Source organism: Allobosea sp. (genome assembly GCF_036675845.1).
Lineage (GTDB): Bacteria > Pseudomonadota > Alphaproteobacteria > Rhizobiales > Beijerinckiaceae > Allobosea.
This window is the reverse complement of the sequence record NZ_JAKFED010000059.1, coordinates 1-12,422: the sequence shown is the minus strand read 5'-3', so window position 1 is coordinate 12,422 and position 12,422 is coordinate 1. Positions and strand designations below refer to the sequence as shown.

The window sequence follows — 12,422 nt, the reverse complement described above, 5'->3', positions numbered from 1 at the left end:
GCCGTCCGCGCAGCGATCCGCAATGGCCGCAAGCTCGAGATCAGCTATCGCGACGAGGCCGGCAACCCGTCGAGCCGCGTGATCTGGCCGATCGGCCTGACCTTCTTCGAACGCGTGCGCATGGTCATCGCCTGGTGCGAGCTGCGCCAGGCCTTCCGCCATTTCCGGACGGACCGGATCGCCGAGCTGACGGCGCGCGAGGAGCGCTATCCGGCCAGGCGGGCCGACCTGTTCCGCCGCTGGCAGAAGGAAGAGCAGGAGATCGCGACCCGGCGGGCGCTGGAGCAGCCGGCGGCGATGGTGCAGTAGCGGCGCGTAGCGACGTCATGCTTGGGCTCGACCCGAGCATCTCAGGCCGCGAGGCGCCGGCCGGCGCCTTCTCGTCACGAGATTCCCGGATCTGCGCTTCGCTCCGTCCGAGAACGAGGCCAGGGCGCTAGCCGCCGGCCGCCGCCCCAGTTTCCAGCCTGACCTCGCCGGAAGCGACCAGCTTCAGCGCCTCCGGATAGAGCAGGTGCTCCTGCTCGAGCACACGCGCAGACAGGCTCGCCTCGTCGTCGCCCGGCAGCACGGGCACCTTCGCCTGCGCGATCATCGGGCCGGAATCGAGCTCGGGCACGACGAAATGCACCGTGCAGCCATGTTCCGTGGCCCCGGCCTCGAGGGCGCGGGCATGGGTGTGGGTGCCGCGGTACAGCGGCAGCAGGGAAGGGTGGATGTTGATTAGCCGGCCCTGCCAGCGTGTCACGAACCAGGGCGTCAGCACCCGCATGAAGCCGGCGAGCGCGATGAGCTCGATCTGGTTGACGCGCAGCACCTCGTCGAGCTTGCGCTCGAAGGCCTCGCGGTCCTTGCCGAAGGGGCGGTGGTCGACCGCAGCCGTCGCAATGCCGGCCAGCCGCGCCCGCTCCAGGCCGCCGGCCTCCGGCAGGTTGGCGGCAACCAATGCGATCTCGGCCGGGAAGTCGGCGGCCTGCGCCGCCTCGATCAGCGCGACCATGTTCGAGCCGCGGCCGGAGATCAGGATCGCGGTGCGCATTCGCCGCGGCGCCTCGCTCACAGGCCGAGCTTCCCGCGATAGGCAACCTGGCCGTCGCTGCCGGGCACGGCGACCTCGCCGAGGCGGACGGGCTGCTCCCCGGCCTCGCGCAGGGCGGCGGTGACGGCGTCCGCCTGCGCGGCCTCGGCCACCACGATCATGCCGATGCCGCAGTTGAAGGTGCGCAGCATCTCGCGCTCGGCGACGCCGCCGACCTTGGCGAGCCAGCCGAACACCGGCGGCACCGGGATCGTGGCGAGGTCGAGCGTGACGCCGAGATGGTCGGGCAACACCCGCGGGATGTTGTCGGGGAAGCCGCCGCCGGTGATGTGCGCCAGCGCCTTGATGCCGGGCGCCGCCTTCAGCGCCTGCAGCAGCGGCTTGACGTAGATTCGGGTCGGCGTCAGCAGCGCTTCCGCCAGGCTGGTCCCGGGTTCGAACGGCGCCGGCGCGTCCCAACCCAGTCCCGAGAGCGCGACGATGCGCCGGACCAGCGAGTAGCCGTTGGAGTGGACGCCGGAGGAGGGTAGGCCGAGCACGACGTCGCCTTCGACCAGATCGGCGCGCGGCAGCAGCGAGCCGCGCTCGGCCGCGCCGACCGCGAAGCCCGCAAGATCGTAGTCCTTGTCGGCATACATGCCCGGCATCTCGGCGGTCTCGCCGCCGATCAGCGCGCAGCCGGCCTGGCGGCAGCCCTCGGCGATGCCGCGCACGATCTCGACGCCGGCGGCGGGGTCGAGCTTGCCGGTGGCGTAGTAGTCGAGGAAGAGCAGCGGCTCGGCGCCCTGCACGACGAGGTCGTTGACGCACATGGCGACGAGGTCGATGCCGATCGTCGAATGCCGGCCGCTCTCGATGGCGATCTTCACCTTGGTGCCGACGCCGTCATTGGCGGCGACCAGGATCGGGTCGGAGAAGCCGGCCGCCTTCAGGTCGAACAGGCCGCCGAAGCCGCCGATCTCGGCATCGGCGCCCGGGCGTCTCGTCGAGCGCACCAGGGGCTTGATCGCGTCGACCATGGCGTTGCCGGCATCGATGTCGACGCCTGCCTGCGCATAGGTCAGCCCGTTGCCGCCTGTCTTGGTCATGAACCGCGCTCCTTGCTTTGCCGCGAGCGATAGGCAAGGGCGGCCCGGCTGGCAAGCCGGGAGCAGCCCTTCCCGGAAAGCGTTTCGCAGTTGTCCAGCGAATGGATTAGCCTTCAGTCGTAATCCCGGCGACGAATCGTGGCGACAGATCCTGGCGATGACGCTTCCGAACCTGATCACCATCGGCCGACTGATCCTCGTCCCTCTGGTGATCGTGATGATCATCAACGAACGCTGGCTGGCGGCCTTCGTGCTGTTCGTGGCAGCGGGCGTCTCCGACGCGATCGACGGTTTCATCGCCAAGCGCTTCGATATGGGAAGCGAGCTCGGCGCCTATCTCGATCCGGTCGCCGACAAGGCGCTGATCGTCTCGATCTACATCACGCTGGCTCTGGTCGGCGCGGTGCCGGCCTGGCTCGTCATCCTGGTGGTCTCGCGCGACATCATGATCGTCACGGCCGTGATCCTGTCCTGGCTGATGGCGAAGCCGGTCGAGATCGCGCCCTTCGTGGTCAGCAAGCTCAACACGGCGGCGCAGTTGATGTTCGCGGCGCTGATGCTGGGCTCGCGCGCCTTCGGGCTCGACATCGGCGCCGCGATCCCGGTCGCCCAGCTCGCCGTCGCGCTCTTGACGGTCGGTTCGATGGCAGCCTACCTCGCCTTCTGGCTGCGCCACATGGCGGCGTGAGCTTGGAACCCGGCCGGGACGCGCTTATTCTCGGGGTGCCGGGCTGGCCGGTCGAAACATGCTCCAGCATGGTGAGTTGGCGCGAAGCCTGACCGTTCGGCCGATTCCGGTCACACGGAAAGCACGTTGGGACGGGTACAGGACGGGCGGATGAGTTTTCAGCGTCAACTGGCCTTCTGGGCGCTCGCGCTCGCGGCCGTCATCCTGGCCCTGCTGCTTCTGCGCGACGTGCTGCTGCCGTTCATCGCGGCGCTGGCGCTGGCCTATCTGCTCGATCCGCTGGCCGACCGGCTGGAGCGGCTCGGCATGCGCCGGCTCGCGGCGACCATCGTCATCCTCTGCATCTTCCTGCTGGTCTTCGTGCTCGGCCTCGTCCTGCTGGTGCCATTGCTGAGCCAGCAGCTCGCCGACCTGGTGGCGCGCCTGCCGGCCGACGCCGCGAAGCTGCAGGCGTTGGTCATGGAGCGCGGCGCGCCGCTGCTCGAGCGCTTCGGCGGGGCCAAGCTCGCCGCGGACGCGCAGAGCTCGCTCGGCAACCTCGTCGGCGAGGCCACCAAATGGGCCGGCGGCCTGCTGCAATCGCTCTGGTCCGGCGGCACGGCGATCATCGGCGTGTTCTCGCTGCTGGTGCTGACGCCGGTCATCGCCTTCTACCTGCTGGTCGACTGGGATTATATGGTCACGACCGTCGATGGCTGGCTGCCGCTCGAGCATCGCGAGACCATCCGCGGCCTGCTGCGCGAGATGGATGCCGCGATCGCCGGCTTTCTGCGCGGGCAGGCGCTGGTCTGCCTGCTGCTCGGCCTCTTCTACGCGATCGGCCTGTCGCTGCTCGGGGTGAATTTCGGGGCGCTGATCGGCATCATCAGCGGCTTTCTCTCCTTCATCCCCTTTGTGGGTTCGCTGACCGGGCTCGTGCTCTCGGTCGGCGTCGCGATCGTGCAGTTCTGGCCGGACTGGACCATGCCGCTGGCGACGCTCGGCGTCTTCGCCGCCGGCCAGTTCATCGAAGGCAACATCCTGCAGCCGAAGTTGGTCGGCAACTCGATCGGCGTCCATCCGGTCTGGCTGATGTTCGCGCTGCTCGCCTTCGGCTCGCTCTTCGGCTTCGTCGGACTGCTGCTCGCCGTGCCGCTGGCGGCCATCATCGGCGTGCTGATGCGCTTCGCCTTGCGACAATATCTCGGCAGCAACCTCTATCACGGCGGCGACGTCGAGAAGCCGGCCGAGACCAGCCCGAGCCGCCATGCCGGGCGCTGAGCCGCCGCGCCGGCCGCGCCAGCTCGCTTTCGACCTGCCGGTCGACAGCCGGCACGGTGTCGAGGACTTCCTCGTCGGCCCCTCCAACGAGCAGGCCTATGGGCTGGTCGAGAGCTGGCCCGCCTGGCCGGACGCCTGGCTGCGCCTGGTCGGGCCGGCGGGCTCCGGCAAGACCCATCTCGCCGCGATCTGGGCCGCGCGCGCCCATGCCTGGACGATACCTGCCAGCGAGATCGGCGAAGGCCAGGTGCCGCATCTGGCCTCCGGCGGGGCGCTGGTCGTCGAGGATTGCGATGGCGGCCTGCTCGACGAGCGGGCGCTTTTCCACCTGCTCAACGCCGTCAAGGCCCGCGGCGGCTTCGTCCTGCTGACGGCGCGCACGCCGCCTGAGCAATGGGGGCTGGGCGTGCCGGACCTGCTCTCGCGCCTGCGCCTCGCGCCCGCCGCCGAGATCGCCGCGCCCGACGACGCCCTGCTGCGGGCGCTGCTCGTCAAGCTCTTCGTCGACCGTCAGCTGATCGTCGACACCGGCACGATCGAGGCGCTGGCGCTGCGCATGGAGCGTTCCTTCGCCGCCGCGCGCGACCTGGTCGACGCCATCGACCGGCTCTCGCTCGAGCGCGGCCGCCGCGTCACCCGGGCCATGGCGAGCGAGGTCGCCGCCAGCCTGTTCCCGCCGGAATAGGCTCAGGCCTTCGCGCCTGCACCCGTCGGCGCGTCGATCAGCCGGGCGTGGATCGCTTCCAGCACCATGTCGTGCGCGCGGGCGGCGATGGCGTCGAGCGACGGCGTCTTGACGAACATCGCCGCCGCCTTCTCGGTCAGCTCCTCGCGGCTCGGCAGCGCCGGCATGTGCCACTGCGCCATGGCCTCATGGGCCTGGAGCTGCATGGCGTGCAGGCGCTCGCCGGCGCGGGCCTGGATATCGCTGGCGCGGGCCTGCAGCGCGGCCAGCGCCTCGCGCAGCTCCGGCAGGGTCAGCGTCGGCAGGTTGAGCTCGGGCAGATGCAGCTCCGGCAGTCCCGGCGCGCTGGAATAGGCCTCGCGCAGCGCCTGGACGATGCGGTCGACTGGCACCGAGGCGGCCAGCCGCTCGGCCGAGCGCTCGATCACGCGCGGCGGCAGGGCCTGCGAGCGGTCGATGATCGCCTGCGGCGGCGCCTTCAGGTCCCAGGCCAGGCGCAGCTTCGAGAGGCCGAGGATCAGATAATAGGTCGGGTCCCACTGCCACCAGCGGAAGCCCTGGCGCACGCTGTACTGATAGGCGTGGTGGTTGTTGTGCCAGCCTTCGCCCATGGTGATGATCGCCAGCCACCAATTGTTCCGGCTCTCGTCGCCGGTGACATAGTGCTTGTCGCCATGCACATGCGCCAACGAGTTGATGCAGAAGGTGCCGTGATAGACCAGCACGGTCGAGACGAAGAAGCCGACGAACAGGCCGGGCCAGCCGTCGATGGCGAAGCAGGCGAGGGCGAGCAGGATCGCCGGCGCCAGCTCGAAACGGTGCAGCAGGGCGAGTTCCGGGAAGCGCGTCAGGTCGGAGACGGTGGAATCGTCGAACTCATGATGCTGGCGGCTGAAGATCCAGCCGACATGCGAATAGAAGAACGAGGTCTGCACCGGCGAGTGCACATCGTGCTCGGTGTCGGCGAAGCGATGGTGGTGCCGGTGCTTCGAGGCCCACCAGATCACGCTCTTCTGCGCCGTGCTCTGGGCGAGGAAGGCGAGGATGAACTGCATCGCGCGGCTGGTCTTGTAGGAACGGTGCGAGAAATAGCGGTGATAGCCGGCGGTGACGGCGAACATGCGCAGCCAGTAGAGCCCGAAGCAGAGCCAGAGCGAGGCCGCGGTCACGCCGCTCCAGAGCGCGCCGAAACAGGCCAGATGCGCCAGTACGAAGGGCACGGCCGAAGGGTAGACGATGTCGTCATGGTCGGTGGCGGAAGAGGGTTCTGACAAGATCGTTCTCTGGAAATGTCTGGTGCGGCATGCGGGATTCGCATGCGACCAAACAGGAGAGCAGGGGTCGGCGCAAGGCTTCCGGGCCCATCTGGCTACAATTGCGGCAGCGGGCCGCAGGTCATGCCAGGATCGCATGACGCGCCCCCGAGAGATCCCCGTCGAGAGACATGCTCATGGCATTGGACCTTGGCATTGGACCTCGAATGTCATCGAAACGTTACGCTAGGATGCCTTGACGAGGGGCGCGTCGGCCACAGGGAACGCGCCGGTCGGATTGCTGGGCAATCTGATCGGATCCGGCTCCTGGTCCGACGGCAAAACGACATAGATGACAGCTACAGGATCGACAGTGGCAAGAGCGGCGGCGAGGGCAAGGCGAATGAACCAGGATCTGGCCATAGCGGCGGCTTCACGGGCGGCGACGCCGGCGCCCGAGGTCGCGGCGCTCACCATGGACCACGCGCTGCGCCAGTCGCCGCAGCGTTTCATGAATCGCGAGCTGTCATGGCTGCAGTTCAACCGCCGGGTGATGGAGGAGGCCTCCAACCGCAACCACCCGCTGCTGGAGCAGCTGCGCTTTCTGTCGATCTCGGCCAACAACCTCGACGAGTTCTTCATGGTCCGGGTCTCCGGCCTGCGCGAGCAGCTCAAGGCCGGCGTGGTGACGCCGAGCCAGGACGGGCTGAGCCCCGCCGAGCAGCTCGTCGCGCTGGGCGCCGCGGTTTCGGACCTGACCCGGGATCAGCAGACGCGCTGGGTCGAGCTCAGGCAGGACCTGCAGGACAACCGCATCGTTCTGCTCAAGCCGGCCGATATCGGCCCGCAGGAGCGGATCTGGCTGGAGGATCGCTTCCTGCACTATGTCTTCCCGGTGCTGACGCCGCTGGCGATCGACCCGGCTCATCCCTTCCCGTTCATCCCCAATCTCGGCTTCAGCCTGGCGCTCGCGCTGGAGCGCATCAGCGACGGCCGCGCGCTCGACGCGCTGATCCGCGTCCCGGGCAAGATCGACCGCTTCATCGAGGTGCCCGATCTGGCGCGCGAGGGCTTGCAGCGCTTCATCATGCTGGAGGATCTGGTCTCGCTGTTCATCGGCAAGCTCTTCCCCGGCTACGAGGTCAAGGGCACCGGCTCCTTCCGCATCATCCGCGACTCCGATCTCGACATCGAGGAGGAGGCCGAGGATCTGGTCCGCGTCTTCGAGACCATGCTGAAGCAGCGCCGCCGCGGTGTCGTCATCCGCCTGGAGCTGCATGCCGGCACGCCGAACCATCTGCGCCAGCTGATCGTGCGCGAGCTCAAGGTCGACCTTGACGAGATCGTCATCGTCGACGGCATGATCGGCCTCAACGAGCTCTCGCAGCTCGTCGGCGTCGACCGGCCGGACCTCAAGTTCAAGCCCTACAATGCCCGCTTTCCCGAGCGCATCCGCGAGCATGGCGGCGACTGCTTCGCCGCCATCCGCCAGAAGGACCTGATCGTCCACCATCCCTATGAGAGCTTCGACGTCGTCGTGCAGTTCCTGCAGCAGGCGGCGCGCGATCCCAATGTCGTGGCGATCAAGCAGACGCTCTACCGCACCTCGTCGAACTCGCCGATCGTGCAGGCGCTGGCCGAGGCGGCCGAGGCGGGCAAGTCGGTGACGGCGCTGGTCGAGCTCAAGGCCCGCTTCGACGAGGAGGCGAACATCCGCTGGGCCAAGGATCTGGAGCGCGCCGGCGTCCAGGTGGTCTACGGCTTCATCGAGCTCAAGACGCATGCCAAGCTCTCGATGGTGGTGCGCCGCGAGGCTGGCCAGCTCGTCACCTACTGCCATATCGCGACCGGCAATTATCATCCGATCACGGCGCGCATCTACACCGACGTCTCCTTCTTCACCGCCGATCCGGTGATGGCGCAGGACGTGGCGCGCATCTTCAACTTCATCACCGGCTATGCCGAGCCGGCCGAGCTCGAGCGCATGGCGGTCTCGCCGGTCGACCTGAAGAAGCGCCTGCTCGACGACATCGCCGAGGAGGTCGCGCATGTGAGGGCCGGCCGCAGGGGCGCGATCTGGGGCAAGTGCAACTCGCTCGTCGATCCCGAGATCATCGATGCCCTCTACGATGCCAGCCAGGCCGGCGTGCAGATCGATTTCGTCGTGCGCGGCATCTGCTGCCTCCGGCCCGGCGTCCCCGGCCTCTCCGACAATATCCGGGTCAAGTCGATCGTCGGGCGCTTCCTCGAGCACACCCGTGTCTATGCCTTCGGAGCCGGCCACGGCATGCCTTCTCCCAAGGCAAAGCTCTACATTTCCTCGGCCGACCTCATGCCGCGCAACCTCGACCGCCGCGTCGAGGCGCTGACGCCGATCCTCAACCCCACCGTGCACCAGCAGATGCTCGAACAGATCATGCTGGCGAATTTTCTCGACAACGAACAGAGCTGGACCATCTTGCCCGATGGCGGCTCGCGCCGCATTGTCCCGCCGTCGGCCGAAGAGTCGTTCAACGCCCATAATTACTTCATGACGAATCCGAGCCTGTCAGGTCGTGGAAAATCCCTCTCTAGTTCGAGCCCTCGCAGCCTTTCCCGCCGTTCCGGCAAGAAGGCCTGAGCAGGCGCAGGGCCGCCTCAGCCTCGACGATACCGTCGCGATCATCGATATCGGTTCGAATTCGGTCCGCCTCGTCGTCTACGAGAACCTGTCGCGGGCGCCGGGACAGGTCTTCAACGAGAAGGAGATGGCCGGGCTCGGCCGCCAGGTCGCGACGACCGGCATGCTCGCCGCCGACGCCGTCGACAAGGCGCTGGGCGCGCTGGTGCGCTTCCGCATCCTGTGCGAGGCGATGCATGTCGCGCAATTGCGCGTCATCGCCACGGCGGCGGCGCGCTACGCCTCCAACGGCCCTGATTTCATCGCAAGGGCGGAGGCCGCCGTCGGCCAGCCGATCGAGCTGATCTCGGGCGGGCGCGAGGCCTATCTCTCGGCGCTCGGCGTCATCTCCGGCTTCGACAGGCCCAATGGCGTCGTCGGCGACCTCGGCGGCGGCTCGCTCGAGCTTGCCGCCGTCGACGGCGACACGGTCGGGGAGGGCATCAGCCTGCCGCTCGGGGGGCTGGCCCTGATGGACCGCTCGAAGAGCTCGATCAGGGCGGCCGAGAAGATCGTCCGCGACGATCTCGACCATCATCCGCAGCTCGCTGCCATGCGCGGCCGCGACTTCTTCGCCGTCGGCGGCACCTGGCGGGCGCTGGCGACGCTGCACCAGCGCCAGTCGGGCTACCCGCTCAACGTCATGCACGGCTACACGGTGTCGGCGCGCGAGGCGAGCGAGTTCGTCCGCCTGGTCGAGCGGGCCGACGCCGCCATGCTCGAATCGATCGAGGCGATCTCCTCCGCCCGCCGGCCGCTGCTCGCCTATGGCGCCCTCGTGCTCGATCAGCTGATCAAGCGTGGCCGCCCGCGCAATGTGGTGATCTCGGCCCACGGCGTGCGCGAGGGGCTGATGCATGAACAACTGGCGACGTCGGAGCGGACCGCCGACGCGCTGCTGCGCGGCGCCCAGGACTACAACCAGCTGCGCGCCCGCGACCCGCGCCACGCCGCCGACCTGATCGCCTGGACCGAGAAACTGCTCGACGGCGCCTATCCCGGCGACGATCCGGCGCTGAAGCGCCTGCAAACGGCCGCCTGCCTGCTCTCCGACATCGGCTGGCGCGCCCATCCCGATTATCGCGGCGAGCAGACCCTCAACGTCATCGCCCATGCCCCGTTCAGCGGCGTCGACCATGCCGGGCGCGCCTTCCTCTCGCTGACCGCCTTCTACCGCTATGCCGGGCTGAAGGGCGTCGCCCCGGCCGCCGAGGGGCTGCGGCGGCTGCTGACGCCGCGTGTGCTCGAGCGCGCGCATGTTCTCGCGGCGATCTTCCGCGTCGCCTATCTGATCTCGGCCGGCATGCCCGGCATCCTGTCGCAGACGACGCTTATCTGCGTCGATCGTCGCCTCGTGCTGAGCCTGCCGCGGGAGTTCCGCGCGCTGGCGAGCCAGCGCGTCGCCGGGCGGCTGAAGCAGCTCGCCCGCCTGCTCGGCCGCGAGGTCGAGATCCGCTAGGCTCGGGGTTCAATTGCCCAGTAGATGAGGGGTGGGCTATGAGCGCGGCCGAGAGGTCGCTCATTGCGACTTTGTCGTTGCGGGTGGCGTTGCGCCTCGACAGGGAGGCCATGGTCATGTCGTTGATGTTGCCGGCTGAATGCTGAAGCACGCCTATGGACGATGCGCGAGTTCCGCGCCGGTCGTCCCCCCGATATGCGCCCCACCGCCATGCGGCAGCAAGGGCTCGATCCGAGCCCATTCCGCATCGCAGGCGCACCGGAACCATTGAGGGCAGGATGGCGTTTTTCGTCAGTCGCGCCGGCCCTCGGCGCGCAAGCGGAGGACAAGCTATGAAGCTTACCATTCTCGGATCCGGCGTCGCGGCCGTCCTGGCCGTGAGTGCCGCCGCCTTGGCCCAGGTCAGCATAACCATTGGCCAGCCCGAGCAGACCCGTATCAGGGAATACGTGGTCAAGGAGAAGGTCAAACCCACAATGATCAAGGAGAAGGTCATAGTGGGAGCGACACTGCCGGCCGACGTCGAGCTCCAGGAGGTTCCGGACGATTGGGGTCCGACGGTCAGCAAGTACCGCTACGTCTACACCGATGACAACGTGGTGCTGGTCGAGCCGTCGAGCCGCCGCGTCGTTCACATCATCGAATGACCATGAGGCGAGCGCCTCTCAAGTCGGGGGGCGCTCGCTTGCCTCGACAGCTTCGGGGCGGGCGCGTGCTCCAGATCGGATTTCGAGCTGAGTGAAACACCTTTCCGTCATTGCGAGGAGCGAAGCGACGAAGCAAACCAGGGGGACGTAGAGCGAGCCCTTCTGGATTGCTTCGCTGCACTCGCAATGACGGGTCGGTCAGATCGAAATCCACTCTAGCGCGCTCCGTTCGGCCGGAATCACCTGAACGGAAAGGGCTCGTGCCGGATTGTGCACTGCTCCGGCCCGCTCAGGTCACCTCGAACCAGGTCCAGAGGCCGAGGTCGAAGCGCTCCAGCACCGTCGAGGAGATCAGCCAGCGGCCGGGATTGTCGGCGATGAAGGCGATGTGCAGGCGCTTGCCTTCCGGAATCTGCACCGTGTCGAGGAAATAGGGCTCCCAGCCATCGTCGAGCGGATGCAGCAGCCGGAAGCTGTGGCCATGGACATGCAGCGGCTGCAGGAACCCGGTCTTGTTGGTGATGCCGATCACCAGCGGCGTGCCGCGCCGGACGCTGAGCAGCGGCTTGGCTTGAGGATCGCCGATCGCGCCGTTGACGCTCCACGGCCGCGCCAGGTCGAGGCCGGCCAGATCGAGTTTGTTGTCCGCCCCGATCTTTGCGCCCTTTGCGCCGCCTTCGATCAGGATGTCGGCCCGGGTCGCATCCTGCAGGCGCACCGCCGCCGGCAACGCCGGGTTCGGCGCCAGCGCGGTGATCGCGTCGGCGCTGGCACGGTTCGTCTTCGCGGTGCCGGTTTCGCTGACGAAGCGCACCAGTTGCAGGCCGGGGCCGATCAGCGCCGTCACGCTGGCGCTCGCGCCGATCTCCTCGGGCATGTCGAAGATCACGTCGTAGCGGGTTCCGGGCGCGAAGGGCAGTTGCGCCCGCACCGGCTCGAAGGTCTCGGTCGGCTGGCCGTCGACCGCGACGACGAAGGCCTTGAGACCGTCGAAGCGCAGCCGCATGATCCGCGCATTGCAGGCATTGGCCAGCCGCAGCCGGACGCGGGAGCCCGGCGGCAGGGCGACGCGCCCGGGTGGCGGCTTGCCGTTGACCGTGAGCCAGCTGCCGAGCCGGCCGGCCGCGGCGCCCTCCGGTCCGGAGCCGGAAAAGGGCAGGAGCTTGTGATCGTCGCCGAGCAGCCAGTCGCCGACCAGCACGGGCAGGTCGAGATCGACCGCCGGCGGTTCCCTTTCCTCGACGACCAGCATGCCGGCAAGCCCGCGCCCGGCCGGTTCCGAGGAGCCGCCGAGCAGCAGCGGCCGGTAGAGGTAGCTGCCGGAATCGCGGGGCGTCAGCCGGTATTCGAAGCGTGCGCCGGGCGCGATCGGCTCCTGGCTGAAGCCGCCGACGCCGTCCATGGCGTTGTCGTGACGCAGGCCGTGCCAGTGCAGCGAGAGCGGCTTGTCGGTGCGGTTGTGCAGATTGAGCCGCAGCGTCTCGCCTTGCCTGATGCGCAGGGTCGGCCCCGGCGTGCTGCCGTCCAGGGCCCAGATCTCGGTCTCGGCCGCCGGCGCCGGGCGCAGCCGCGCCTTGCCCGGGGCGGCGACGAGATCGCGAGCCGCCGGCTCCATTGCCGGAGCGGCGGGGGCCATCGCGGTTT

The 12,422-nt window shown here is 68.4% G+C and carries 11 protein-coding genes; 7 read left to right on the top strand and 4 right to left on the bottom strand.

Translation table 11 applies throughout. The features are described 5' to 3' along the window. Positions 1-309, top strand: a 309-nt coding sequence (locus V6M56_RS06950; protein WP_332682384.1) for a helix-turn-helix transcriptional regulator, incomplete at its 5' end; no start/stop codon positions are given. Between the two features lie 127 nt (positions 310-436). Here the strand turns inward: V6M56_RS06950 and purN are convergent. Then, positions 437-1,039 carry a phosphoribosylglycinamide formyltransferase gene (gene purN / locus V6M56_RS06945; RefSeq protein ID WP_332682383.1) on the bottom strand — a complete coding sequence of 201 codons (603 nt, stop codon included), beginning with the start codon at positions 1,037-1,039 and terminating at the stop codon, positions 437-439. 17 nt (positions 1,040-1,056) lie between these two features. Continuing rightward, complete coding sequence (gene purM, locus V6M56_RS06940; protein ID WP_332682381.1) at positions 1,057-2,127, bottom strand: phosphoribosylformylglycinamidine cyclo-ligase; 1,071 nt, start codon at positions 2,125-2,127, stop codon at positions 1,057-1,059. A 157-nt stretch (positions 2,128-2,284) separates the two neighbouring features. On the opposite strand from purM, the gene V6M56_RS06935 reads away from it, so the two are divergent. The 3 genes from V6M56_RS06935 to V6M56_RS06925 all read left to right on the top strand — a co-directional run bounded on the left by V6M56_RS06935 (position 2,285) and on the right by V6M56_RS06925 (position 4,760). Further along, positions 2,285-2,815 (top strand): CDP-alcohol phosphatidyltransferase family protein, encoded by a 531-nt coding sequence (locus tag V6M56_RS06935; protein WP_332682380.1) that lies wholly within the window; start codon positions 2,285-2,287, stop codon positions 2,813-2,815. A 150-nt stretch (positions 2,816-2,965) separates the two neighbouring features. Beyond that, positions 2,966-4,075, top strand: a complete 1,110-nt coding sequence (locus V6M56_RS06930; RefSeq protein ID WP_332682378.1) for an AI-2E family transporter — start codon at positions 2,966-2,968, stop codon at positions 4,073-4,075. After that, positions 4,062-4,760, top strand: a complete 699-nt coding sequence (locus tag V6M56_RS06925; RefSeq protein WP_332682376.1) for a P-loop NTPase family protein — start codon at positions 4,062-4,064, stop codon at positions 4,758-4,760. Before V6M56_RS06930 ends, V6M56_RS06925 begins: the two co-directional genes overlap by 14 nt. A 2-nt stretch (positions 4,761-4,762) precedes the next feature. Here V6M56_RS06925 and V6M56_RS06920 read toward each other — a convergent pair whose 3' ends face one another. Next, positions 4,763-6,034 carry an acyl-CoA desaturase gene (locus V6M56_RS06920; RefSeq protein WP_332682375.1) on the bottom strand — a complete coding sequence of 424 codons (1,272 nt, stop codon included), beginning with the start codon at positions 6,032-6,034 and terminating at the stop codon, positions 4,763-4,765. 382 nt (positions 6,035-6,416) lie between these two features. Here V6M56_RS06920 and V6M56_RS06915 point away from each other — a divergent pair, with 382 nt between their 5' ends. The 3 genes from V6M56_RS06915 (at position 6,417) to V6M56_RS06905 (ending at position 10,778) form a co-directional block, all read left to right on the top strand. After that, positions 6,417-8,633 (top strand): RNA degradosome polyphosphate kinase, encoded by a 2,217-nt coding sequence (locus tag V6M56_RS06915; protein ID WP_442881097.1) that lies wholly within the window; start codon positions 6,417-6,419, stop codon positions 8,631-8,633. Next, positions 8,569-10,131, top strand: a complete 1,563-nt coding sequence (gene ppx / locus V6M56_RS06910; protein WP_332682373.1) for an exopolyphosphatase — start codon at positions 8,569-8,571, stop codon at positions 10,129-10,131. The genes V6M56_RS06915 and ppx overlap by 65 nt, the downstream gene beginning before the upstream one ends. Before the next feature lie 332 nt (positions 10,132-10,463). Next, a complete protein-coding gene (locus V6M56_RS06905) occupies positions 10,464-10,778 on the top strand; it encodes a DUF1236 domain-containing protein (protein ID WP_332682372.1) in 315 nt (104 codons plus the stop codon). 289 nt (positions 10,779-11,067) lie between these two features. On the opposite strand, the gene V6M56_RS06900 is transcribed toward V6M56_RS06905, so the two are convergent. Further along, positions 11,068-12,422: multicopper oxidase family protein (locus V6M56_RS06900; protein ID WP_332682370.1), on the bottom strand; the 1,355-nt coding region annotated here is incomplete at its 5' end.